This window comes from Nocardioides sp. Kera G14, from assembly GCF_020715565.1.
Lineage (GTDB): Bacteria > Actinomycetota > Actinomycetes > Propionibacteriales > Nocardioidaceae > Nocardioides.
Genome location: NZ_CP085839.1, coordinates 2,082,538 through 2,104,206, shown reverse-complemented (window position 1 = coordinate 2,104,206; position 21,669 = coordinate 2,082,538). Strand labels below are relative to the sequence as shown.

Annotated in this window: 23 protein-coding genes; 20 read left to right on the top strand and 3 right to left on the bottom strand. The window is 69.4% G+C overall.

Annotated elements, in window-relative coordinates; genetic code table 11:
• Positions 1-109 precede the first annotated feature (109 nt).
• The 10 genes from ftsZ to LH076_RS10325 all read left to right on the top strand — a co-directional run bounded on the left by ftsZ (position 110) and on the right by LH076_RS10325 (position 7,792).
• Entirely contained in the window at positions 110-1,279 is a 1,170-nt protein-coding gene (gene ftsZ, locus LH076_RS10370; RefSeq protein ID WP_227780621.1) for a cell division protein FtsZ, read from the top strand.
• A 14-nt stretch (positions 1,280-1,293) separates the two neighbouring features.
• Positions 1,294-2,013: a peptidoglycan editing factor PgeF gene (gene pgeF, locus LH076_RS10365; RefSeq protein ID WP_227780620.1), complete on the top strand. Its 720-nt coding sequence runs from the start codon at positions 1,294-1,296 to the stop codon at positions 2,011-2,013.
• Positions 2,010-2,729 carry a YggS family pyridoxal phosphate-dependent enzyme gene (locus LH076_RS10360; protein WP_227780619.1) on the top strand — a complete coding sequence of 240 codons (720 nt, stop codon included), beginning with the start codon at positions 2,010-2,012 and terminating at the stop codon, positions 2,727-2,729. Before pgeF ends, LH076_RS10360 begins: the two co-directional genes overlap by 4 nt.
• Before the next feature lie 35 nt (positions 2,730-2,764).
• Complete coding sequence (locus LH076_RS10355) at positions 2,765-3,238, top strand: cell division protein SepF (protein WP_227780618.1); 474 nt, start codon at positions 2,765-2,767, stop codon at positions 3,236-3,238.
• Between the two features lie 24 nt (positions 3,239-3,262).
• Positions 3,263-3,553, top strand: a complete 291-nt coding sequence (locus LH076_RS10350; RefSeq protein ID WP_227780617.1) for a YggT family protein — start codon at positions 3,263-3,265, stop codon at positions 3,551-3,553.
• 141 nt (positions 3,554-3,694) lie between these two features.
• Positions 3,695-4,516, top strand: a complete 822-nt coding sequence (locus LH076_RS16975) for a DivIVA domain-containing protein (protein WP_321573696.1) — start codon at positions 3,695-3,697, stop codon at positions 4,514-4,516.
• Between the two features lie 217 nt (positions 4,517-4,733).
• On the top strand, positions 4,734-5,606 hold the full coding sequence (locus tag LH076_RS10340) for a TraR/DksA family transcriptional regulator (RefSeq protein ID WP_227780616.1): 873 nt from the start codon (positions 4,734-4,736) through the stop codon (positions 5,604-5,606).
• A complete protein-coding gene (gene lspA / locus LH076_RS10335) occupies positions 5,579-6,109 on the top strand; it encodes a signal peptidase II (protein WP_227780615.1) in 531 nt (176 codons plus the stop codon). The genes LH076_RS10340 and lspA overlap by 28 nt, the downstream gene beginning before the upstream one ends.
• Positions 6,106-7,047 (top strand): RluA family pseudouridine synthase, encoded by a 942-nt coding sequence (locus LH076_RS10330; RefSeq protein WP_227780614.1) that lies wholly within the window; start codon positions 6,106-6,108, stop codon positions 7,045-7,047. The genes lspA and LH076_RS10330 overlap by 4 nt, the downstream gene beginning before the upstream one ends.
• A gap of 70 nt (positions 7,048-7,117) precedes the next feature.
• A complete protein-coding gene (locus tag LH076_RS10325; RefSeq protein WP_227780613.1) occupies positions 7,118-7,792 on the top strand; it encodes a hypothetical protein in 675 nt (224 codons plus the stop codon).
• Here the strand turns inward: LH076_RS10325 and mmuM are convergent.
• Positions 7,782-8,675 (bottom strand): homocysteine S-methyltransferase, encoded by an 894-nt coding sequence (mmuM, locus tag LH076_RS10320; RefSeq protein ID WP_227780612.1) that lies wholly within the window; start codon positions 8,673-8,675, stop codon positions 7,782-7,784. The two genes, LH076_RS10325 and mmuM, sit on opposite strands and share 11 nt — an antisense overlap.
• 99 nt (positions 8,676-8,774) lie before the next feature.
• On the opposite strand from mmuM, the gene dnaE reads away from it, so the two are divergent.
• Genes dnaE through LH076_RS10305 form a run of 3 tightly spaced genes read left to right on the top strand, consistent with a single transcriptional unit; the run spans position 8,775 to position 14,432 of the window.
• A complete protein-coding gene (gene dnaE, locus LH076_RS10315) occupies positions 8,775-12,344 on the top strand; it encodes a DNA polymerase III subunit alpha (RefSeq protein ID WP_227780611.1) in 3,570 nt (1,189 codons plus the stop codon).
• Entirely contained in the window at positions 12,341-12,865 is a 525-nt protein-coding gene (locus LH076_RS10310) for a hypothetical protein (protein ID WP_227780610.1), read from the top strand. The genes dnaE and LH076_RS10310 overlap by 4 nt, the downstream gene beginning before the upstream one ends.
• 16 nt (positions 12,866-12,881) lie before the next feature.
• Positions 12,882-14,432 carry a DUF3352 domain-containing protein gene (locus LH076_RS10305; RefSeq protein WP_227780609.1) on the top strand — a complete coding sequence of 517 codons (1,551 nt, stop codon included), beginning with the start codon at positions 12,882-12,884 and terminating at the stop codon, positions 14,430-14,432.
• A 20-nt stretch (positions 14,433-14,452) separates the two neighbouring features.
• Here LH076_RS10305 and LH076_RS10300 read toward each other — a convergent pair whose 3' ends face one another.
• A complete protein-coding gene (locus tag LH076_RS10300) occupies positions 14,453-15,118 on the bottom strand; it encodes an LON peptidase substrate-binding domain-containing protein (RefSeq protein ID WP_227780608.1) in 666 nt (221 codons plus the stop codon).
• Positions 15,119-15,193: 75 nt separating this feature from the next.
• Positions 15,194-15,805, bottom strand: coding sequence for a hypothetical protein (locus LH076_RS10295; RefSeq protein WP_227780607.1), 612 nt, complete (start codon positions 15,803-15,805; stop codon positions 15,194-15,196).
• A gap of 96 nt (positions 15,806-15,901) precedes the next feature.
• On the opposite strand from LH076_RS10295, the gene hisD reads away from it, so the two are divergent.
• From hisD to LH076_RS10260, 7 genes are all read left to right on the top strand, one after another.
• On the top strand, positions 15,902-17,215 hold the full coding sequence (gene hisD, locus LH076_RS10290; protein ID WP_227780606.1) for a histidinol dehydrogenase: 1,314 nt from the start codon (positions 15,902-15,904) through the stop codon (positions 17,213-17,215).
• A gap of 3 nt (positions 17,216-17,218) precedes the next feature.
• Entirely contained in the window at positions 17,219-18,316 is a 1,098-nt protein-coding gene (locus LH076_RS10285) for a histidinol-phosphate transaminase (protein WP_227780605.1), read from the top strand.
• A complete protein-coding gene (gene hisB / locus LH076_RS10280) occupies positions 18,313-18,921 on the top strand; it encodes an imidazoleglycerol-phosphate dehydratase HisB (protein ID WP_227780604.1) in 609 nt (202 codons plus the stop codon). The genes LH076_RS10285 and hisB overlap by 4 nt, the downstream gene beginning before the upstream one ends.
• Before the next feature lie 85 nt (positions 18,922-19,006).
• Positions 19,007-19,648: an imidazole glycerol phosphate synthase subunit HisH gene (gene hisH / locus LH076_RS10275; protein ID WP_227780603.1), complete on the top strand. Its 642-nt coding sequence runs from the start codon at positions 19,007-19,009 to the stop codon at positions 19,646-19,648.
• A complete protein-coding gene (gene priA / locus LH076_RS10270) occupies positions 19,645-20,394 on the top strand; it encodes a bifunctional 1-(5-phosphoribosyl)-5-((5-phosphoribosylamino)methylideneamino)imidazole-4-carboxamide isomerase/phosphoribosylanthranilate isomerase PriA (protein ID WP_227780602.1) in 750 nt (249 codons plus the stop codon). Before hisH ends, priA begins: the two co-directional genes overlap by 4 nt.
• Complete coding sequence (gene hisF / locus LH076_RS10265) at positions 20,391-21,152, top strand: imidazole glycerol phosphate synthase subunit HisF (RefSeq protein WP_227780601.1); 762 nt, start codon at positions 20,391-20,393, stop codon at positions 21,150-21,152. The genes priA and hisF overlap by 4 nt, the downstream gene beginning before the upstream one ends.
• On the top strand, positions 21,152-21,628 hold the full coding sequence (locus tag LH076_RS10260; RefSeq protein WP_227780600.1) for a type II toxin-antitoxin system PemK/MazF family toxin: 477 nt from the start codon (positions 21,152-21,154) through the stop codon (positions 21,626-21,628). Before hisF ends, LH076_RS10260 begins: the two co-directional genes overlap by 1 nt.
• Positions 21,629-21,669 lie beyond the last annotated feature (41 nt).

Sequence of the window (21,669 nt, the reverse complement as noted above, 5' to 3'; positions counted from 1 at the left end):
GCTGCCTACTGTCTTTCACAACAGCAGGTTGACATAACTATAACCCTCAGGCTGAGGGTCACAGTTGAAAGTCACCGAAGAGGCACCAGAGTCGAAACGGGGCGGAACCGTGGGAGCAGCACAGAACTACCTGGCGATCATCAAGGTCGTCGGCATCGGCGGTGGCGGCGTCAACGCCGTCAACCGCATGATCGAGGTCGGGTTGAAGGGCGTGGAGTTCATCGCCATCAACACCGACGCACAGGCGCTGCTGATGAGCGACGCCGACGTCAAGCTCGACATCGGTCGCGAGCTCACTCGCGGTCTGGGTGCGGGCGCCAACCCCGAGGTCGGCAAGAAGGCGGCCGAGGACCACGCGGAGGAGATCGAGGAGGTCCTCAAGGGGGCCGACATGGTCTTCGTCACCGCGGGTGAGGGTGGCGGCACCGGCACCGGCGGCGCTCCCGTCGTCGCGAAGCTGGCCCGCTCGCTCGGCGCCCTGACCATCGGTGTCGTCACGCGCCCGTTCGCCTTCGAGGGCCGTCGCCGCTCGAAGTCCGCCGAGGACGGCATCGACGGGCTGCGTGCCGAGGTCGACACGCTGATCGTGATCCCGAACGACCGGCTGCTCTCGATCTCCGACCGGAACGTCAGCGTGATGGACGCCTTCCGCCAGGCCGACCAGGTGCTCCTCCAGGGTGTCGCCGGCATCACCGACCTGATCACCACCCCGGGCCTGATCAACCTCGACTTCGCCGACGTGAAGTCCGTGATGTCCAACGCCGGCTCGGCGATCATGGGCATCGGCTCGGCCCGCGGCGAGAACCGCACGGTCGAGGCGGCTCAGTCGGCCGTCTCGAGCCCGCTGCTCGAGGAGAGCATCGACGGCGCCCACGGTGTCCTGCTCTCCATCTCCGGGGGCTCGGACCTCGGCCTGATGGAGATCAACGAGGCTGCCGGTCTCGTCGCCGAGGCGGTCCACCCGGACGCCAACATCATCTTCGGTGCCACCATCGACGACGCTCTCGGTGACGAGGTCCGTGTGACCGTCATCGCCGCGGGCTTCGACGGCGGCGAGCCGAAGAAGATCGGCGAGGCCACCAACCTGCGCCGTCCGCCGGTGCAGGCCCAGACGCAGGAGGAGACCCGCGCCGCCGTGGCGGCCGCCGTCGCCGCCCGCCAGGAGGCCGCGGTCGCCGCTCCGGCCGCCCCCACCCACACGCCGGCCGCCCCGGCCACGCCTGCGCCGTCGGTCACCTTCGCCGACGACGACCTGGACGTGCCCGACTTCCTCAAGTAAGTCGCGCTGCTCCCGTGTACCTCTTCCGCACCAGCACCGGCCCCGTCGACCTGGCCTTCACGGACAGGCTCGACGGGGTCAGTGCTGCCCCCTGGGACTCGCTGAACCTCGCGGTCTCCGGGGACGACGCGGAGGAGTCGAAGCGACGCAACCACGAGCTCCTGCTCGCCGACTTCGCACCGGGCGCCCAGCTCGCCGACCTCTACCAGGTGCACAGCGCCACCGTGGTCGACGCCATCCCCGGTGCGAAGCCACAGGCCGACGCGCTGGTGACGACCGACCCGGACGTCGTCCTCATGGTCCGCGCCGCCGACTGCGTCCCGGTCCTCCTCGCAGACGAGAGGGCCGGCGTGATCGGTGCCGCCCATGCGGGCCGCAAGGGCATGGCCTCAGGCGTGGTGCCGGCGACCGTCGAACGGATGCGCACGCTCGGAGCCACGGACATCACCGCCTGGATCGGCCCGTCGATCTGTGGCGACTGCTACGAGGTGCCCGCGGACATGCGGGCCGAGATCAGCTGTGTTGAGCCCGATTCGGCCTCGACGACCTCGTGGGGCACACCCGCCCTCGACGTCGCCGCAGGCGTCCGGGCCCAGCTCTGGCGTGACCGTGTCGAGGTGGTCGACGACGCTGCGGCGTGCACCCGCGAGCGCGCCGACCTCTACTCCTTCCGCCGTGACGGTGAGGGTGCGGGTCGCCTCGCCGGAGTCATCCGACTGAGGAGCGCGGCATGACGGCCGAGCCGAGCACGCCACGCGCAGCCGAGCTGTCGGCCAACCTCGACCGGGTCCGGGCGCGGATCCGCGACGCGGAACGCGCAGCAGGTCGTCCCGAGGGCGACGTGAGACTCATCGTCGTCACCAAGTTCTTCCCGGCCTCCGACGTCCGGATCCTCGCCGACCTCGGCGTCGCCGACGTGGGGGAGAACCGCCACCAGGAGGCCGCGGCGAAGGCCGCCGAGTGTGCGGATCTCGACCTCACCTGGCACTTCATCGGCGGCCTGCAGTCCAACAAGGCGGCCGCGGTGGCTGCGTACGCCGGCGTGGTCGAGTCCGTCGACCGGGCCAAGCTGATCAACCCGCTGGATCGTGGCGCCGGCGAGGCCGGCCGGGTCGTCGACGTACTCCTGCAGGTGAGCCTCGATCCACCGGACCGAGCAGGCGAGCGCAGTGGAGCGAGCGAAGCGGACCTCGAGCAGCTCGCCGAGCGCAGCGAGGCGGCGCACCACCTCAACCTGCGAGGCCTCATGGCCGTCGCACCCCTCGGCGAGGACCCGGGCGACGCCTTCGAGAGGCTTGCCGGGATCCGACAGCAGTTCCTCCAGAACCACCCCGACGCGACCGTGCTCTCGGCGGGGATGAGCGGCGACCTCGAGCAGGCGATCGCAGCCGGCGCGACACACGTGCGTGTCGGGTCCGCGGTCCTCGGCTCGAGGCCGGCGGTCCTTTAGTGTCAACTCCAAGTTCAACCGGAAGGTCAGATGCAATGAGCGGCGCGATGCGCAGGATCGGTGAATACCTCGGCCTGCTCGAGGACACCGGTCGTTACGACGACTACACCGACGAGGTCCCGGCGTACGACGCCGGCGACTGGTCCCAGCGCCCTCCCCAGGCTGCGCGCCCGGCCCCGGTCGCCGACATCTCCGAGCGGCGTCGCCCGCAGGTGGTGCCCGACGTGGAGCTGTCGAAGATCGTCACCGTGCAGCCGCGGACCTACAACGACGCGCGCACCATCGGTGAGAACTATCGCGACGGTGTGCCGGTGATCATGAACCTCAACGAGATGGACGACTCCGACGCCAAGCGTCTCGTCGACTTCGCCGCGGGCCTGATCTTCGCCACGCGCGGCGACATCGAGCGCGTCACGAGCAAGGTCTTCCTGCTCTCGCCGCCCAACGTCACGGTCGCCGCGGAGGCGAAGGCTCGGATCGCCCAGGGCGGCTTCTTCAACCAGTCCTAGCGCGACCCTCTACAGTTCACCCTTATGCACATCGTCGGGGAGGTCCTCTATGTCCTCCTGTGGGCCTTCATCGGGTTGCTCTGGGTCCGGTTCATCGTGGACTGGGTGCAGGTCTTCGCCCGCCACTGGACGCCGAAGGGTCCGCTCCTGGTTGGACTGGAGGTCGTCTACACGATCACGGACCCGCCCATCAAGGCGCTGCGTCGGGTGATCCCGCCGTTGCGACTGGGTGCGATCGCGCTGGACCTGAGCTTCCTGATCGTGCTGCTGGCCGCCTACATCGCACTCCGTGTGGTCGAGAGCGCCCTGCTCTGAGAGATTCCGAAGCGCCGGCGAGCATGCTTCTCGACACGCGCTATGGTGTCGTCTCAGCATTACCAAGAGCAACACGGCAGCGCAGGACAGGCTGCTTCTTCCCAAGACCGGCAGTAACGAAGAGAACGAATAGGTGGGGTCATGCCGCTGACGCCAGAGGACGTGAGCAACAAGAGGTTCACGCCCGTACGTCTCCGCGAGGGCTACGACATGGGCGAGGTCGACCAGTTCCTCGACGAGGTCGAGGCGGAGCTCGCTCGCCTGAACAAGGAGAACGAGGAGCTGCGCAGCAAGGTGTCCGGTGCCCAGACGGGTGACGGAAGCGTCCCTGCTGCAGCCACGTCCGACCTTGCGCCTCTCCGCAAGGAGAACGACGACCTCCGCGCGCAGATCGCCGACCTGCAGAGCAAGCTCGCCGCCGCGCCTGCCACCACGAACGGCGATCAGGGCAAGGCCGAGGCCGCCGTGGCCCCTGTCGCTGCCGCACCGGTTCAGCAGACCCTCCGCGTCGAGACGGTTCCGGAGGCCTCCAACGCGGCCGCCCGTCTGCTCGAGATCGCGACGCGCAACGCCGACGAGCTCGTCGACGGCGCCAAGGACGACGCCGACAAGATCATCGGCGAGGCCCGCACCAAGGCCGAGCGACTGGAGTCCGAGTCCAAGGCCAAGGCCGACCGCCTTGAGTCCGACGCCCGCCAGCGGGCGCAGATGCTCGACCAGGAGACCGCCGAGCGCCGTACGCAGCTCTTCGGCGACCTGGAGAAGGAGAAGGAGAAGCTCGACGCCGAGGTCGCGAACCTGCGCTCCTTCGAGCGCGAGTACCGCTCGCGGCTCAAGGGCTACTTCACCCAGCAGCTCGAGGCGCTGAACACGATGGGCACCGAGCCCGCCGCAGCGCCCGGCGAGGAGAGCCCGGCCGCCCCGAAGCGGCTCCGCTCCATCCTCGGCGAGGAGCAGGAGTGATCCTGAGGGGCTGATCCCTCAGCAGTACGTCGGCCGGTGGCCGTCCCGAAGAAGCATGTCGTTCTTCGGGGCGGCCATCGGTCATTTGCCCGCTCTTTGTCCGCGTTTGCGGTGTGGCTCGTTGAGTGGCTTGTGCCCCCGGGCTAGTCTCCCCGCACGTTGTGGCTCGGCTCACGTACCGATCGACGGTGCGGGCCGGCTGCCCAGGAGGAAGACGATGGCTCGTCCCACGCTCACCAAGGCCGTTTCGGCGGCCAAGAAGCTGACCAGCCGCAAGGCGACCTCCGCTCCCGCGAAGAAGGCCGCGCCTGCCAAGAAGGCCGCACCGGCGAAGAAGGCCACACCGGCGAAGAAGGCGGCGCCCGCGAAGAAGGCCGCGCCCGCGAAGAAGGCCACACCGGCGAAGAAGGCCACACCGGCGAAGAAGGCCACACCGGCGAAGAAGGCGGCGCCCGCCAAGAAGGCCGCGCCCGCGAAGAAGGCCACACCGGCGAAGAAGGCCGCACCCGCGAAGAAGGCCGCGCCCGCCAAGAAGGCGCCGGCTCCCGCGACCAGGGCCGCCCCTGCTCCCGCGCCGGCGAAGAAGGTCCGCGTGACCAAGCCCTCACCGGCGAAGAAGACCCCCGCAACCAAAGCCCCCTCATCGACAAGGCACACTTCTCCCGTGGTCAAGAAGGCTCCCGTGACATCCGCATCGGCAACTCTGGTGGTCAAGGAGGGCGAGGAGGCCTGGACCAAGGCGGAGCTGGCCGAGATCGTCGACGAGCTCAACGAGCAGCGCGACCATTCCCTGCGCCTCCTCGAGGCGCAGGAGCTCGAGCTCTCCGCCATGATGAAGGACAGCGGTGACGGTGCCGGCCAGGACCAGGCCGACGTCGGCTCGACGAGCTTCGAACGCGACCAGGAGCTCAGCGTCGTCAACTCCGAGCGCGACAAGCTCGCCCAGATCGAGCGTGCCCTGATCCGCATCGAGGACGGCTCCTACGGCATCTGCGAGTCCTGCGGGGAGCCCATCGGCAAGATGCGGCTCATGGCTTTCCCGCGTGCCACACTGTGCATGACATGCAAGCAGCGAGAAGAGCGCCGGTAAGCCCCTCCAGGAGTCGGTGGCCCGTCCCGGTCGCTGCAGCCCTCCTCGGACTCGGTCTCGACCAGCTGACCAAGTCCCTCGCGGTTGCGCACCTGACGCCGGGTGAGCCCAAGCACCTGATCGGCTCGCTGCTCCAGCTGCACATCACGCGCAACCCGGGTGCGGCGTTCAGTACGGGAACCGGCATGACCGCGGTGCTCTCCTGCATCGCCATCGTTGCCGCGCTGGTGGTCGCGTGGTTCGCGCTGGTCAAAGCCCGCAGCCCGCTCTGGGCACTCGCGCTGGGCCTTCTCGAGGCCGGCATCCTCGGCAACGTGGTGGACAGGATCTTCCGCGAGCCGAGCCCGCTCAAGGGTCATGTCGTGGACTTCCTCGAGCTGCCGCACTGGCCCATCTTCAACATCGCCGACTGCTGCATCACCGTCGCCGCGATCCTGATCGTCATTCAGGCGATGCGGGGCGTGAAGCTGGACGGCACGCTCGAGCCGAAGGCGACGGCATGACAGCGGCCAACGGCGAGCAGCGCACCCTCTTCGTCCCCGACGGACTCGAGGGGGAGCGGGTCGACGCTGCGATCGCGCGGCTCTTCGGCCTCTCGCGGACGCGCGCGGCCGAGCTCGCGGCGGACGGGTTGGTTCACCTGGACGGCAAGCAGTCCGGCAAGTCCGACCGCGTGCATGCCGGTGCGATGCTCGACGTGACGATCCCGATCCTCGCCGATCCGCTCGAGGTCCACGAGGAGATCGTCGAGGGCATCCGGATCGTCCATGAGGACGACGCGATCGTCGTCATCGACAAGCCGGTCGGTGTCGCCGTACACCCCTCGCCCGGCTGGACCGGGCCGACCGTCGTCGGCCACCTGCGCGCCGCCGGCGTCCGCATCTCCACCTCCGGTGCCAAGGAGCGTGAGGGCATCGTCCAGCGTCTCGACGTCGGCACCACCGGCCTGATGGTGATCGCGAAGTCCGAGCACGCCTACAGCGTCCTCAAGCAGGCCTTCCGCGACCGCACGCCGACGAAGGTCTACCACGCCCTCGTCCAGGGTCATCCCGACCCGATCGAGGGCACCATCGACGCACCCATCGGCCGTCATCCCAAGGCCGACTACAAGATGACCATCCGGGCCGACGGCCGGCATTCCATCACCCACTACGCGACGCTCGAGGCCCACCGTTTCGCCAGCCTCCTCGAGATCCATCTGGAGACCGGCCGCACCCACCAGATCCGTGTCCACATGAGCGCCACGCACCACCCGTGCGTCGGCGACACGACGTACGGCGCCGACCCGACGCTCACGAAGAAGACCGGCCTGACGCGGCAGTGGCTGCACGCCACCCGGCTCGGCTTCACCCACCCGGAGTCGGGGGAGTACGTCGAGTACAGCTCGCCCTATCCCGACGACCTCCAGCACGCACTCGACGTCGTCCGCGACCTGCTCTGATCCTCCTCCCACACGGTCCCAGGCCGACCGGGGCAACCTGGCCTTAGGCTGTCGGTCGGAGGGAGTGGGAATGATCGACAACGAGGTGCTGACGGACGTCCGCATCGCTGCTGAGCTTGCGCGGACGACCGTGCTGGCGGGCGGCGTGCTCGACGGCCTGGCCTGGACCGTCGATCCCTCCGCAGGCGTCGAGCTCCACCCCAGCTGGCGGGCTGAACCACGGCTGCCCGGGCACGTCCGCACGACGCTCAGCATCAGCCGCTCGGACCTCGCCTCGGTGGCTGCCGACTGCCGTCACAGTGGGGCGTGGATCCCGCTCCTCGTCGCCGTCAACGCGTGGAGCTACGGCGCCAGCGGATACGGCGCGTGGCGCACCGCGCGGACCGCCGCGCTGCCCGACGCGGAGATCCGGCTGAGCGCCGCCGTGGCGACGCTCGACGTTCACGGCCCGGTCGAGGCCTACTACCAGCTCAACAACGAGGGGCACCTCCATGGCTGGGGGCCGTCCTACTTCACGCGTTTCCTGCATGCGGCCGACCAGCGTGAGCACGGCCGCGCGATCGCGATCGACGCCTCACTCGCCGACGCCGTCAACGCGCTGGTGCCCGGCAGCGATCTGGGACCGGCCGACTGGGGCACCGCCGAGTACGCCTTCCACCTCGGCCTGGTCCACCGGATCGCCGGCGAGGCCGGCGTCGACGCAGCCGTCGTCGAGGCGGTCCTGGGAGCGAAGTTCAGCGGTTGAGCTGCGCTGCCAGTGCGGCGATCTGCTCCGGCCCGACCTGGCAGCAGCCGCCGACGTACGTCGCCCCGGCGGCGACCCACCCCGCAGCTGCAGACACGTCCCAGGACCTCTCGCCGGTCCAGTGGCCCGCGTCCTCGCCCACGCCGGAGTTCCACCCCTGGCCGCTGTTGGGGTAGCAGACCGCCGGCCTTCCCGAGGTGCTGACGGCCAGTTCGACGGCGGCTTCGGCGTCGGCCGGGTCGCAGCAGTTGACCCCCACCGCGACGATCGGCGAGGCGGTGGCCAGGGCGAACGCGTCCTTGAGTGACTGCCCTGCTCGGGTCTGCTCGCCGTCGGCGGAGAAGCTGAGCCAGCTCGGCACCTCGAGACGCTGGAGCAGCTCGACCAGCACCTCCGCCTCCTCGGCATCGGGCAGCGTCTCCACGGCGATCAGATCCGGCTCCTCCTCGGCGAGCAGCTCGAGTCGCGGTGCGTGGAACTCGCGGAGCACCTGCTTCGGGACGCGGCCGCGGTAGCCCCGGTACTCCGACCCGTCCGCCAGGGTGGCGGCGTAGGGGCCGACCGAGGCGGCGACCAGGCGGCCCTCACCCTCGGCAGCGACCTCCTTGGCGAGCCGGACACTGAGCCGGATGAGGCGCTCGGCCTCGCGCTGGCTCGACCCCGCCGCGACGAGACCGGGCACGCTGGCCTGGTAGCTGGCGGTGGTGGCGACATCGGCCCCCGCAGCGAAGTAGTCCCGGTGTACGTCGGCGATCGCCTCGGGGCTGTCCCTGAGAAGTCGCGCGGTCCAGAGATCACCGCCCAGGACATGCCCTCGGGCCTCCAGAGCGTTCGAGAGACCCCCGTCGAGGATCACGGGACGGGCTGCAGTGCTGCTGGTCACCCGGCCGAGTGTAAGCACGCCGGCTGAGACCGCACTGAGTCCTCACGAGGTCCGTCGTGGCGGCCGGTTCTGTCCCCGGCGTCGCCTAGACTCAGGCCGATGTCTGGCCCGCAGGATTTCGCCCACCTCCACGTCCACACCGAGTACTCGATGCTCGATGGGGCGAGCCTCCTCGACGGCCTCTTCACCCGCGTCAGCGAGCTCGGCATGTCCAGCATCGCGATGAGCGACCACGGCAACCTGCACGGCGCCTACGACTTCTACTCCAAGGCGAAGAAGTACGGCGTCAAGCCGATCATCGGCATCGAGGCCTATGTCACGCCCGGCACTCCCCGCGGTGAGCGCAAGCGGGTCCGCTGGGGCAAGGGCGAGACCGCCGAGGAGGGCGGCGACGACGTCTCGGGCGGCGGTGCCTACACGCACATGACGATGTGGGCCGAGACGACCGAGGGCATGCACAACCTCTTCCGTCTCTCCAGCAGAGCGAGCATGGAGGGGTACTTCTACAAGCCCCGGATGGACAAGGAGATCCTCGCCGAGCACAGCCGCGGGATCATCGTCTCCACCGGCTGCCCGTCCGGCGCGATCCAGACCCGGCTCCGCCTGGGCCAGTGGGACGAGGCCGTGCGCGAGGCCGGCGAGCTGCAGGACATCTACGGCGCCGACTCGGTCTTCCTCGAGCTGATGGACCACGGCATCTCGATCGAGAAGCGGGTCCGTGACGACCTGCTCAAGCTCGGCCGGACGCTCAACATCAAGCCGATCGCCACCAACGACAGCCACTACAACAACCCCGAGGACGCGAGTGCCCACGAGGCCCTGCTCTGCGTCCAGTCGGGAAGCCGCCTCGCCGAGCCGCCGTACAGCAAGGGCGGCAAGCGCTTCGCCTTCGAGGGCTCGGGCTACTACATCAAGTCCGCCGCCGAGATGCGTGAGCTCTGGGGCAGCCAGGACCTGATCGAGGCGTGCGACAACACCCTCCTGATCGCCGAGCGCTGCAACGTCGAGTTCACCGAGTCGACCGGTGGCTACATGGCCCGCGCCGACATCCCGGCGGGTGAGACGGAGGAGAGCTGGTTCCGCAAGGAGGTCTGGCGCGGCATCGAGGCGCGCTACCCCGGCGAGCGGCTGACCCAGGAGGTCAAGGACCGCACCAACTTCGAGCTCGACATCATTGCGACCAAGGGCTACTGCGGCTACTACCTCGTGGTCGCCGACTTCATCCAGTGGTCCAAGGACAACGGCATCCGCGTCGGACCCGGTCGCGGCTCCGGCGCCGGCTCGATCGCGGCGTACGCACTGCGCATCACCGACCTGTGCCCGCTGGAGCACGGCCTCTTCTTCGAGCGCTTCCTCAACCCGGAGCGACCCTCGATGCCCGACTTCGACATCGACTTCGACGACCACCGTCGTGGCGAGGTCATCCAGTACGTCACCGAGAAGTACGGCGCCGAGCGCGTCGCCCAGATCGCGACCTTCGGCCGGATCAAGGCCAAGCAGGCGATCAAGGACGCCGCCCGCATCCTCGACCACGGCTTCGCGATCGGTGACCGCATCACCAAGGCCCTGCCGCCCGACGTGATGGGCAAGGGCGTCAAGCTCAAGGACATCTTCAACCCCGAGGACAAGCGCTACAGCGAGGGCGGGGAGTTCCGCTCGCTGCACGACTCCGACCCCGAGGTCCGCCGGATCTACGAGACCGCCCTCGGCCTCGAGGGCCAGATCCGTCAGACCGGCGTCCACGCCGCCGGCGTCATCATGTCGAGCGAGCCGCTCATCGACATCGTGCCGCTGATGGACCCCAAGCAGGACGGGCAGGTGATCACGCAGTTCGAGTACCCGAAGTGCGAGGAGCTCGGCCTGGTCAAGATGGACTTCCTCGGCCTCTCCAACCTGCACACGCTCGAGGACGCGGTCGCCAACATCAAGGACAACCGCGGCGAGACGATCGTGCTCGAGGAGCTGCCGTTCGATGACCGGGCGACGTACGAGCTGATGGGCCGCGGCGACACGCTCGGCGTCTTCCAGCTCGACTCCACGGGCATGCAGGCGCTGCTGCGCCTGATGCGCCCCGACCAGTTCGCCGACATCACGGCCGTGTCCGCGCTCTACCGTCCCGGTCCGATGGGTGCGGACTCGCACACCAACTATGCGCTCCGCAAGAACGGCCGCCAGCCGATCGACTACATCCACCCGGCGCTCACCGAGCCTCTCAAGGAGGTGCTCGGCGAGACCTACGGCCTGATCGTCTATCAGGAGCAGGTCATGGCGATCGCGCAGGTGCTGGCCGGCTTCTCCCTCGGCGCCGCAGACAACATGCGCCGCGCGATGGGCAAGAAGAAGAAGGAGGAGCTCGACAAGCAGTACGCCGGCTTCGAGGCCGGCATGCTCGAGCGCGGTTATCCCAAGGACGCGGTCAAGACGCTCTGGGAGATCCTCGTCCCCTTCGCCGACTACGCCTTCAACAAGTCGCACTCGGCGGCGTACGGCGTCATCACCTACTGGACCGCCTACCTCAAGGCCAACTACCCCACGGAGTACATGGCCGCGCTCCTGACCTCGGTCAAGGACAACAAGGACAAGATGGCGATCTACCTCAACGAGTGTCGCCGGATGAAGATCAACGTCCTGCCCCCCGACGTCAACGAGTCGCTCGTCGACTTCGCCGCCGTCGGCAACGACATCCGCTTCGGCCTCACCGCCGTCCGCAACGTCGGCCTCAACGTCGTCGAGGGCATCGTCGCCGCCCGCCAGGAGAAGGGCCGGTACGTCGACTTCAACGACTTCCTCGACAAGGTCCCCGCCGTCGTGTGCAACAAGCGGGTGATCGAGTCGCTGATCAAGTCGGGTGCCTTCGACGACCTCAAGCACCGTCGCCGTGCCCTCGTCGCGGTGCATGAGACCGCCGTCGACCAGTTCGTCGACATCAAGAAGAACGAGGCGATCGGGCAGGACTCGCTCTTCGGCGGACTGGATGACGAGACCGGGGGCGGTTTCGGCATCTCGGTGACCATTCCCGACCTGGAGGAGTGGGACAAGATGACCCTCCTCGCCCACGAGCGCGACATGCTCGGGCTCTACGTCTCCGACCACCCGCTCCTCGGGCTGGAGCACGTCCTCTCCAACGGCACGGACGCCACCATCGGCCAGCTGCTCGCCGACGAAGCGATCGCGCACGGCCACACCGTCACCGTGGCGGGCCTGATCACCAGCATCAACCGGCGGATCACCAAGAAGGGTGACCCGTGGGCCACCGTCGTCCTCGAGGACCTCGAGGGCGCCGTCGAGGTGCTGCTGTGGCCGAGTGTCTACGTCCAGGTCAGCTCGGTGCTCGCGCAGGACGCGATCATCCGGGTCAAGGCCGGCGTCGACAAGGAGCGCGACGGCGTCCAGCTGCGCGGCATCGAGGTCGTCGTCCCGGACCTGGACGCCAGCAGCGTCGGCGGCCCGGTCGTCATCTCCATGCCCTCCACGCGCTGCACCCCGCCGGTGGTCCAGCAGCTCAAGGACATCCTTGCCACCCACCCCGGCATGACCGAGGTGAGGCTGCGCCTGCTCACCCGCGAGAACACCCGCGTCCTCAAGCTCGGGGACGGCCTGCGCGTCACCCCGAGCCCCGCCCTGTTTGCCGACCTCAAGGCACTGCTCGGCCCGGGTTGCCTCGGGTGACGCGCCGACCGACCGTCATCTCCGTAGCGGTGATCCTGCTGTGGTGCGCCGTCCTCGGGGACCTCGGCGGCCGACTCTGGATGAGTCGTTGGCACGCCCCGCAGGGCGTCGTCTCCGGCCACACCTGGTACCCCGACCCGTGGGACGCCGGCAGCCGTGCCGACTTCGCCGCAACGGCATGGTTCACCCTGATCGCGCTCGGCCTCGGCCTGGCGACCGGCGTGCTCGCCGCGTGGCTCTCCCGCGCCGGGGAGCTCGTGACGCTGGTTGCCTTGGTCGTCGGATCATGCCTGGCCGCGTGGTTGATGTACCGGCACGGCGTCCACACGGCACCGCCGGATCCGGCACCGATCGCCAAGACGGCGAAGGACGGCACCCGACTCATCGGCACCCTGGTCGCGCCGGGATGGTCCGCCCGGGTGTGCCTGCCGCTCGCTGCGCTCATCGGGTTGGGCGGTTGGTTCCTGCTCCTTCCGGATCGGAAGACAGTAGGCTCCGACGAAGCCTTTTCGAAGGCCTGAGCGAAGGAGCATGGGGATGAAGGGCTGGATTCTCGGGGGCGGCGCAGCCGTCGTCGCAGTCGGCGCAGGAGCGGCCACCTGGGCGGCGGTGTCGTTCTTCGGAGCGGGCCCCCAGCCATCGGACGTGATGCCCGCCGACACGATCGCCTACGTCTCGGTCGACCTCGACCCGAGTGGCAGCCAGAAGATCGCCGCCCTCCGGCTGGCGAACAAGTTCCCCGCGCTGAAGAAGGAGATCGGACTCTCCACCAGCGACGACATCCGCCGGAAGCTCGTCGAGTCCTTCGCCAAGGACTCCGGCTGCACGATCGACTACAGCAAGGACGTCCAGCCCTGGCTCGGCTCGACGATCGGCTTCGGGCTCGTCGGCGCCAGCGACCCGCAGCCCGTCTTCGCCCTCGAGATCAAGGATGAGGACAAGGCCAAGACCGGCGCGGAGAAGCTGCTCAGCTGCGGCGACGGCGACGACGAGCTCGGCTTCGAGGCCGACGGAGACTTCCTGGTCTTCGCCAAGGACAAGACCCAGGCGCACAACACGATCACCGCGGCGAAGAAGGGCTCGCTGTCCGACAGCGACGACTTCAAGAAGTGGACCTCTGCCGCTGGAGACTCCGGCATCCTGACGGCGTACGCCGCCCCGAAGGCCGGCGATGCGCTGGCGACCGAGTTCGGCAGCCTCACCTCCGACCTCTCGGGCCTGTCCGGTGACGGGCTCGGTGAGCTCGGTGGCCTCAGCTCTGACGACTCCCAGGGCTCCGGACCCAGCTGGTGCCCGGGCGCCGGCGGCACCGGTGCCACCACGAGCATGCTCAAGAAGTTCGGCGGTGGTGGCGCGACGCTGCGCTTCAGCGACCACGGCCTGGAGCTGGAGTTCGCCGGCGACTTCGGTGCGTCCACCAGCGGCGCCAAGAAGGCCAGCGTCACGGACCTTCCCGCGGATGTGGGTGCCGCGTTCGGCATGGGCTTCGCCGACGGCTGGCTCGACAAGACGCTCACCAGCCTCAAGGAGACCTGCGGCGACCAGTTCGACCCGCAGTCGCTCTACGAGGCGATCAACAGCTTCACCGGCCTCGACGCGCCGGCCGACCTCGAGACGCTGACGAGCGACTCCGTGCAGCTCGTCGTCGGGCCGAAGATCGACGTGGAGGCGCTGATCAACTCGGCCGACCCGTCCGCGCTGCCGGTCGCGCTGCGCGTGAAGGGGGACCCGGACAAGATCAAGACCGTCGTCGGGAAGCTCGCCAAGCTGGCTCCCGGCAGCCCCGTCTTCGATCCGAAGGCCGGCGCCGGCTCGGTGACCATCGGCTTCGACCCGGACCTGCGCGACCAGGTGGCCGCGGGTGGCAAGCTCGGCGACGACGCGAGCTTCAAGTCCGTGGTTCCGAACGCCGACAAGGCGAACTCGGTCCTCTTCATCAGCCTCGCCCGCCTCTCCTCAGCCATCGTGAAGGCCGCGGGCGGCGACAACGAGGTCGCCGCCAACGTGGAGCCGCTCAAGGCGTTCGGTGTCAGCGGCTGGCTCGAGGGCAAGGTCAGCCACGGCGAGCTGATCCTCTCCACCGACTAGCGGACGGACTGGCGGAGGGGCTAGTTCGGGGACCAGCGGGTGCGCGCCACCTCGGTGGCGGGGAGCGAGGGGATCACGTTGATCGCCTCGAGCTCACTGCGCAGGTAGTCGGTGACCAGGGCGATCCGCTCACCCGCGTCGTCGGCCTCGAGCAGCGTCTGCCGCTCGGCGAGGGGCAGCGGCGCCACCGCGGCGAGCGTCCAGGAGAGGTACTCCGCGTCCTTCGGCAGGAGCCCGCTGTACGGGTCGCCGCGAAGGTCCGTCACCGCCGCGCGATAGGCGGTGAAGGTGGCACGGGCCCGGGTCAGGACGTCCTCCGGGACGTCGACGGTCGGCGCGGGTCGGTCACTCACCTCGCCGACCGGGAACTCGCCGTTGGTCATCAGGCCGTCGAGACGGATCCGGTCGCGGCCGAGGGCGACGATGTCGAAGGAGCCGTCCGGGTGGGCCTCCACCTCCGTCAGCTGCAGTCGTACGCCGACGCGGTAGAGCGACTGCGCCCCGTGGTCGCCCACCTCGTACCCCTCGCGGATCGCGACGGTGCCGAAGACGCGCTCTGCCGGGTCCTCGATGCGGAGCAGGTGGTGGACGAGTGCCCGGTAGCGGTCCTCAAAGACGTGCAGCGGCACGCTCACGCCCGGATAGAGCACCGAATTGAGCGGGAACATCGGCAGCGCGACCGTCACGCCCTCAACCTACTGGGGTCGAGGTGGGCGTGACGGCCGCGCTGGCCGTGCTCACTCTGTATCCGTCGCTCCGTGTCAGCGATAGCCGACGACGGCGTCCACGCGACGGTGGTAGCGCTGCCCGGTCGCACCTCCGAGCATCGCTGCGCCGAGCATGACCACGAGCAGGACGACACCGGTGATGACGGCGCCGATGCCCAGCTCGCTGTTGCTCAGCCCGGTCGACGGCAGGTCGATCCGGTCCAGCACGTTGTACTGGTCACCGAAGATCGCGCCCGCAGCGGCGGCGATGATCATCACCACCAGGGCGACGACCCAGACGCCGACACCCTGACGGGCACCGTCGAAGCGGGACATGCGGCCGGCGACGTACCCGCCGGCGTAGTAACCGATGAACATGACGACGGCGAGGACGATCGCGACGCCGAGGCCGATGGAGCTGGCGTTGGCCTCCGCGTCGTTCCGCGACAGGTCGAGGTTGTTGCCCACTGCGGTGGCGATGGCCGAGGCGATGCCGGCGAGCAGCACCGTGACTCCGACCGCGACGAGCCAGCCGAAGAAGCTGGCCCCCCAGTTGATCCCACCGAAGTGGTCGTGGGCGTCCGCACGCCGGTCGTCGGCTACGGCGAGGTGCTCGCCGCGATAGTCGGTCTCATCCTCCGTATGGTGGCGGTGAAGCAGACTCATGACTTCCTCCTAGGTTTGCTGACCATCAGGGGGTACCCGAGGCCCTCGCGTGGATACCCGCGGGCGGGCCGGAGCAGCGGACCCTAGAATTGGCACATGATCCGCCGTATCGACCTCCGTGGCGCTGAAGGCGCCCTCGACTACCGCTCGGCCGTGCCGCGCGCGGAGTTCGACATCGAGAAGGCGACGCATCTGGTCCAGCCGATCCTCGACGCCGTCCGCGAGCGGGGCGTCGAGGCCGTCCTCGAGTTCAACGCGAGGTTCGACGGCGTCGAGCAGAGCGGCCTGCGGGTCCCGGTCGAGACGCTGTCCCGCGCCCTGGAGGAGCTCGACCCGGAGATCCGCGCCGGCCTCGAGGAGTCGGTCGCACGGCTGCGCAGAACGTGCACGAACGAGCTCGAGTCTGACGCCGTCACCGACCTCGGTCCCGGCGCCCGCGTCACCCACCGCAAGGTGCCGGTCGGCCGCGTCGGTCTCTATGTCCCGGGCGGCCTGGCCCCGCTGGTCTCCTCGGTCCTGATGAACACGGTGCCGGCCCAGGTCGCGGGCGTCCGCTCCATCGCGCTCGCGTCACCCGCGCAGAAGGAGTTCGGTGGCCTGCCGCACCCCACGATCATGGCCGCCTGCGCACTGCTCGGCGTCGACGAGGTCTACGCCGCCGGCGGTGCCCAGGCGATCGGCCTCTTCGCGTACGGCGACCTGGCAGCCGGCATCGCGCCCGTCGACCTGATCACCGGTCCGGGCAACATCTACGTCGTCACCGCGAAGCGCCTGGTGAAGGGCACGGTCGGCATCGACTCCGAGGCCGGCCCGACCGAGATCGCGATCCTCGCCGACGACAGCGCCGACGCCGCCTTCGTGGCCGCCGACCTGATCAGCCAGGCCGAGCACGACCCGCTCGCCGCAGCCGTCCTCGTCACCGACTCGGAGAGCCTCGCGACGGACGTCGAGGCGGAGCTGGACAAGCAGGTCTCGGCGACGAAGCACGCCGAGAGGATCCGGACCAGCCTCTCCGGTTCGCAGTCCGGCATCGTCGTCGTCGACGACGTGGAGCAGGGCATCGCCGTCGTCGACGCGTACGCCGCCGAGCACCTCGAGATCCAGACCCGTGACGCTGCGGAGGTCGCTGCCCGGATCAACAACGCGGGTGCGATCTTCGTCGGCGGCTTCGCGCCGGTCAGCCTCGGTGACTACTGCGCCGGCTCCAACCACGTGCTGCCCACCGGCGGCTGCGCCTGCCACTCCTCGGGTCTCTCCGTGCGCGCGTTCACGAAGAGCATCCACGTGATCGACTACAGCCGCCAGGGCCTCGCCGACGTCAAGGACCACGTGGTCCGGCTGGCCAACGCCGAGGACCTCCCCGGCCACGGCGCGGCCGTGTCGGTGCGCTTCGCGAACGACGAGGCGTAGCCGATGTCGTCGTACCAGCCCCCGCTCCGCGACGAGTTGAAGGGGATCGAGCCCTACGGCGCGCCCCAGCTCGACGTTCCGGTCCAGCTCAACGTCAACGAGAACCCGTACGGACCGAGCGAAGCGACGGTTCGGGACATCGCCGACTCCGTCGCGCGCGCAGCGGCGACGCTCAACCGCTACCCGGACCGCGAGTTCACGGAGCTTCGTCGTGAGCTGGCGGGCTACCTGACCCCCGATTCGGGAAGCACGCCCATCGCCCCGGAGATGGTCTGGGCCGCGAACGGATCCAACGAGGTCATGCTCCAGCTCCTGCAGGCCTTCGGCGGCCCGGGACGCACCGCCTTGAGCTTCGCGCCGACCTACTCGATGTATCCGGAGTACGCCCGCGACACCAACACCACCTGGATTGCCGGGACGCGCGAGGAGGACTTCAGCCTCGACCTCGAGAAGGCACGAGACCTGATCGCGGAGGTGAGGCCGAGCGTCGTGCTGCTCCCGAGCCCGAACAACCCCACGGGCACTGCGCTCGACCCGAAGGCGATCGCCGTCATCGCCGAGGCTCTGGGCGACAGCGGTGTCCTCGTCGTCGACGAGGCGTACGGGGAGTTCCGCCGCGACGGAGTCCCGAGCGCGCTCGAGCTGCTGTCGACGTACGACAACCTCATCGTCACCAGGACGATGTCCAAGGCGTTCGCGGGAGCCGGGCTGCGCCTGGGCTATCTGGCTGCGCACCCGGCGATCACCGACGCGATCCGCGTGGTGCGGCTGCCCTACCACCTCAGCGCCGTCACGCAGGCCGCCGCCCTCGCCGCGCTCCGTCACCGCGAGGAGCTCTTGGCCAAGGTCGACGAGCTCCGCCAGGAGCGGGACGCCCTCGTCGCGTGGCTCCGCGGCCAGGGCCACCAGGTGGCCGACTCCGACGCCAACTACGTCTTCTTCGGGACCTTCCCCGACCGCCATGCCGTCTGGCAGGGCCTGCTGGATCGCGGTGTGCTGATCCGCGAGACTGGCCCCGACGGCTGGCTCCGCGTCTCCGTCGGCACGCCCGAGGAGATGACCGCCTTCAAGAACGCACTACTGGAAGTTGTGACGCCATGACACGCACCGCCCGCATCGAGCGCCAGACCAGCGAGTCGAAGATCCTCGTCGAGCTCGACCTCGACGGCACCGGCGCACACTCGATCGACACCGGTGTCGGGTTCTACGACCACATGCTCACCGCGCTGGCGCGGCACTCGCTGATCAACCTGACGGTCCAGGCCGAGGGCGACCTGCACATCGACGCCCACCACACCGTCGAGGACACGGCCATCGTCATCGGCCAGGCGATCCGCGAGGCTCTGGGGGACAAGAAGGGCATTCGCCGGTACGGCGACGCCACCGTGCCCCTCGACGACGCGCTGGTCCAGGCCGTGGTCGACGTGTCCGGCCGCCCCTACCTCGTCCACTCCGGCGAGCCCGCCGGCCAGGAGCACGTCCTGATCTACGGCTCCGGCGTGCCCTACCTCGGCTCGCTCACGCGCCACGTTTTCGAGTCGATCGCGCACCACGCCTACCTCACCACGCACATCCGCGTCCTGGACGGACGCGAGCCGCACCACATCGTCGAGACGCAGTTCAAGGCCTTCGCCCGCGCGCTGCGCCAGGCGATCGAGCCCGACCCCCGCGAGACCGGCATCCCGTCCACGAAGGGCGCTCTGTGACCGGCAGGCTTGTAGACCTCACTCGCATCGCCACCCTCCGGGCCTCGCTCGCTGGCGCTCGCTCGTGTCCTCAGGCGGCGGCTTCGTGAGGAAGGTCGTCGTCCTCGACTACGGCTCCGGCAACCTGCGTTCCGCCGTCCGGGCCGTCGAGCGCGCGGGAGCGGAGGTCGAGCTGACCGGAGACATGGACGCGGCCATGGAGGCCGACGGCCTGCTGGTGCCGGGCGTCGGTGCCTACGCCGCCTGTATGGAGGGCCTGCGGGCGATCCGTGGCGAGCGGATCATCGCGCGCCGCCTCTCCGGTGGACGGCCGGTGCTGGGCATCTGCGTGGGGATGCAGATCCTCTTCGAGCACGGCATCGAGCACGGCATCGACACCGAGGGCTGCGGCGAGTGGCCCGGCGTCGTCGAGCGGCTCCAGGCGCCCGTCGTACCGCACATGGGGTGGAACACCATCGCCGCTCCGGCAGGGTCCAAGGCCTTCGAGGGCATCGAGGACGAGCGTTTCTACTTCGTGCACTCCTACGGCGTCCGGGACTGGACGCTCGTGACCAACGACCGCACCACGGCACCGCTCGTCACGTGGGCCGACACCGGCCCGGGCGAGGGCGGAGACCGCTTCGTCGCCGCTGTGGAGAACGGCCCGCTGTGGGCCACGCAGTTCCACCCCGAGAAGTCCGGCGATGCGGGCCTCCACCTCCTTGAGAATTGGATCAACACGCTGTGAGCACGTACCTCGAACTCCTTCCCGCCGTCGACATCAAGGGCGGCCGGGCCGTCCAGCTCGTCCAAGGCGTCGACGGCTCCGAGAAGGTCTTCGGTGACCCCATCGAGGCCGCCCTGCGCTGGCAGGAGATGGGCGCAGAGTGGATCCACCTCGTGGACCTCGACGCCGCCTTCGGCCACGGGTCGAACGCCGACCTGCTCGCCGAGGTGACCAAGGCGGTCGACATCAAGATCGAGCGCAGTGGCGGCATCCGCGACGACGAGACCCTTCGCGCCGCCATGGAGTCGGGCTGCCGCCGGGTCAACATCGGCACCGCCGCGCTGGAGAACCCCGAGTGGTGCCGCAAGGCCATCGCCGAGTACGGCGACCGCGTCGCCATCGGTCTCGACGTACGCGGCACGACCCTCGCCGCCCGTGGCTGGACCAAGGACGGCGGCGACCTCTACGAGACGCTGGCCCGCCTCGACTCCGAGGGCTGCGCGCGGTACGTCGTCACCGACGTCAACAAGGACGGCATGCTGCAGGGGCCGAATCTCCAGCTGCTCCGCGACGTCTGCGCCGCGACGTCTGCTCCCGTCGTGGCCTCGGGTGGGGTCACGACGATCGACGACATCGCCGCCCTCATGGAGCTCGTGCCGATCGGCGTCGAGGGTGCCATCGCCGGCACTGCGCTCTACACCGGCTCACTGTCCTTGGCCGACGCCCTCGACCTGACGCTCGGCCGCACCACGGGCGACGGGTCATGAGTCTGGCCGTCCGCGTCATCCCATGCCTCGATGTCGACGGCGGCCGGGTGGTCAAGGGCATCAACTTCCAGGACCTGAGAGACGCGGGTGACCCCGTCGAGCTGGCGAAGGTCTATGACGCCGAAGGTGCCGACGAGCTGACCTTCCTCGACATCTCCGCCTCCCACGAGGGCCGCGCCACGACGATGGAGATCGTCTCGCGCACGGCCGAGCAGGTCTTCATCCCGCTCACGGTCGGCGGCGGGGTCTCCTCGGTCGAGGACGTCGATCGACTGCTTCGCGCCGGCGCCGACAAGGTCGCGATGAACACCGCCGCCATCCGCCGCCCCGAGCTGATCGCCGAGGTCGCCGACCGCTTCGGCAACCAGGTGCTCGTCCTCAGCGTGGACGCGCGACGTGCCGAGGGCACGAGCAGTGGCTTCGAGGTGACCACCCACGGCGGTCGTGAATCGGCCGGGATCGACGCCATCGAATGGGCCGTCAAGGCCGCCCAGCTCGGTGCAGGGGAGATCCTGCTCAACGCGATGGACGCCGACGGTACCGAGGACGGCTTCGACCTGGAGCTGATCCGCGCGGTCCGCAGCGAGGTCTCCGTCCCTGTCATCGCCTCCGGCGGGGCCGGCGCCGCGGAGCACTTCCCGCCCGCTGTGGACGCCGGTGCCGACGCCGTACTCGCGGCCACGATCTTCCACTTCGGCAAGGTCCGCATCTCCGACGCCAAGGCAGCGCTGGCGGCGGCAGGTCAGCCCGTCCGCTGATGCTGGCCTTCGACTACGCGCCCGACCCCGACGGCGATGCTGATCCCGGGGAGGTCGTGTGGGCGTGGGTGCCGTACGAGGAGGACCCGAGTCAGGGCAAAGACCGCCCGATCCTGATCGTCGCGCGCGACCTTGCGACGGGCGGACTGTGGGGGCTGCCGCTGACCTCCAAGGACCATGACCGCGACGCGGCGCAGGAGGCGTCGGTCGGTCGGTACTGGATGGACATCGGCACCGGTGGATGGGATCGCTCCGGCCGCCCGTCCGAGGTGCGCCTCAACCGCCTCGTGCCGTTGAAGCCTTCGGCCGTACGTCGCGAGGGTGCCGCCGTCTCCCGGTCGGTCTTCGACGCGGTGATCGCGGCCGCCCGCCCCTACCTCCCGGCCGCGCCGCTGGTCGAGGTGCGAGCCTCGAAACCACTGACTTCTCCACAGGCCCGCTTGAGGGGTCTGGTCAGGCGCCTGCGCGGTCGCTAGCGTCGGCTCAGCGTCTCTCTGGTCGAGGCGTGATCTCGGGA

What these genes read in the sequence shown, in the direction of transcription:
- hisF (WP_227780601.1), top strand. Translation starts at nt 20,391, where the DNA reads ATGAGTCTGGCCGTCCGCGTCATCCCATGCCTCGATGTCGACGGCGGC.
- LH076_RS10305 (WP_227780609.1), top strand. Translation starts at nt 12,882, where the DNA reads ATGAAGGGCTGGATTCTCGGGGGCGGCGCAGCCGTCGTCGCAGTCGGC.
- hisB (WP_227780604.1), top strand. Translation starts at nt 18,313, where the DNA reads ATGACACGCACCGCCCGCATCGAGCGCCAGACCAGCGAGTCGAAGATC.
- LH076_RS10285 (WP_227780605.1), top strand. Translation starts at nt 17,219, where the DNA reads ATGTCGTCGTACCAGCCCCCGCTCCGCGACGAGTTGAAGGGGATCGAG.
- hisD (WP_227780606.1), top strand. Translation starts at nt 15,902, where the DNA reads ATGATCCGCCGTATCGACCTCCGTGGCGCTGAAGGCGCCCTCGACTAC.
- LH076_RS10360 (WP_227780619.1), top strand. Translation starts at nt 2,010, where the DNA reads ATGACGGCCGAGCCGAGCACGCCACGCGCAGCCGAGCTGTCGGCCAAC.
- LH076_RS10330 (WP_227780614.1), top strand. Translation starts at nt 6,106, where the DNA reads ATGACAGCGGCCAACGGCGAGCAGCGCACCCTCTTCGTCCCCGACGGA.
- LH076_RS10260 (WP_227780600.1), top strand. Translation starts at nt 21,152, where the DNA reads ATGCTGGCCTTCGACTACGCGCCCGACCCCGACGGCGATGCTGATCCC.
- LH076_RS10325 (WP_227780613.1), top strand. Translation starts at nt 7,118, where the DNA reads ATGATCGACAACGAGGTGCTGACGGACGTCCGCATCGCTGCTGAGCTT.
- LH076_RS10295 (WP_227780607.1), bottom strand. Translation starts at nt 15,805, where the DNA reads ATGAGTCTGCTTCACCGCCACCATACGGAGGATGAGACCGACTATCGC.
- LH076_RS10350 (WP_227780617.1), top strand. Translation starts at nt 3,263, where the DNA reads ATGCACATCGTCGGGGAGGTCCTCTATGTCCTCCTGTGGGCCTTCATC.
- LH076_RS16975 (WP_321573696.1), top strand. Translation starts at nt 3,695, where the DNA reads ATGCCGCTGACGCCAGAGGACGTGAGCAACAAGAGGTTCACGCCCGTA.
- LH076_RS10355 (WP_227780618.1), top strand. Translation starts at nt 2,765, where the DNA reads ATGAGCGGCGCGATGCGCAGGATCGGTGAATACCTCGGCCTGCTCGAG.
- lspA (WP_227780615.1), top strand. Translation starts at nt 5,579, where the DNA reads ATGCAAGCAGCGAGAAGAGCGCCGGTAAGCCCCTCCAGGAGTCGGTGG.
- LH076_RS10340 (WP_227780616.1), top strand. Translation starts at nt 4,734, where the DNA reads ATGGCTCGTCCCACGCTCACCAAGGCCGTTTCGGCGGCCAAGAAGCTG.
- dnaE (WP_227780611.1), top strand. Translation starts at nt 8,775, where the DNA reads ATGTCTGGCCCGCAGGATTTCGCCCACCTCCACGTCCACACCGAGTAC.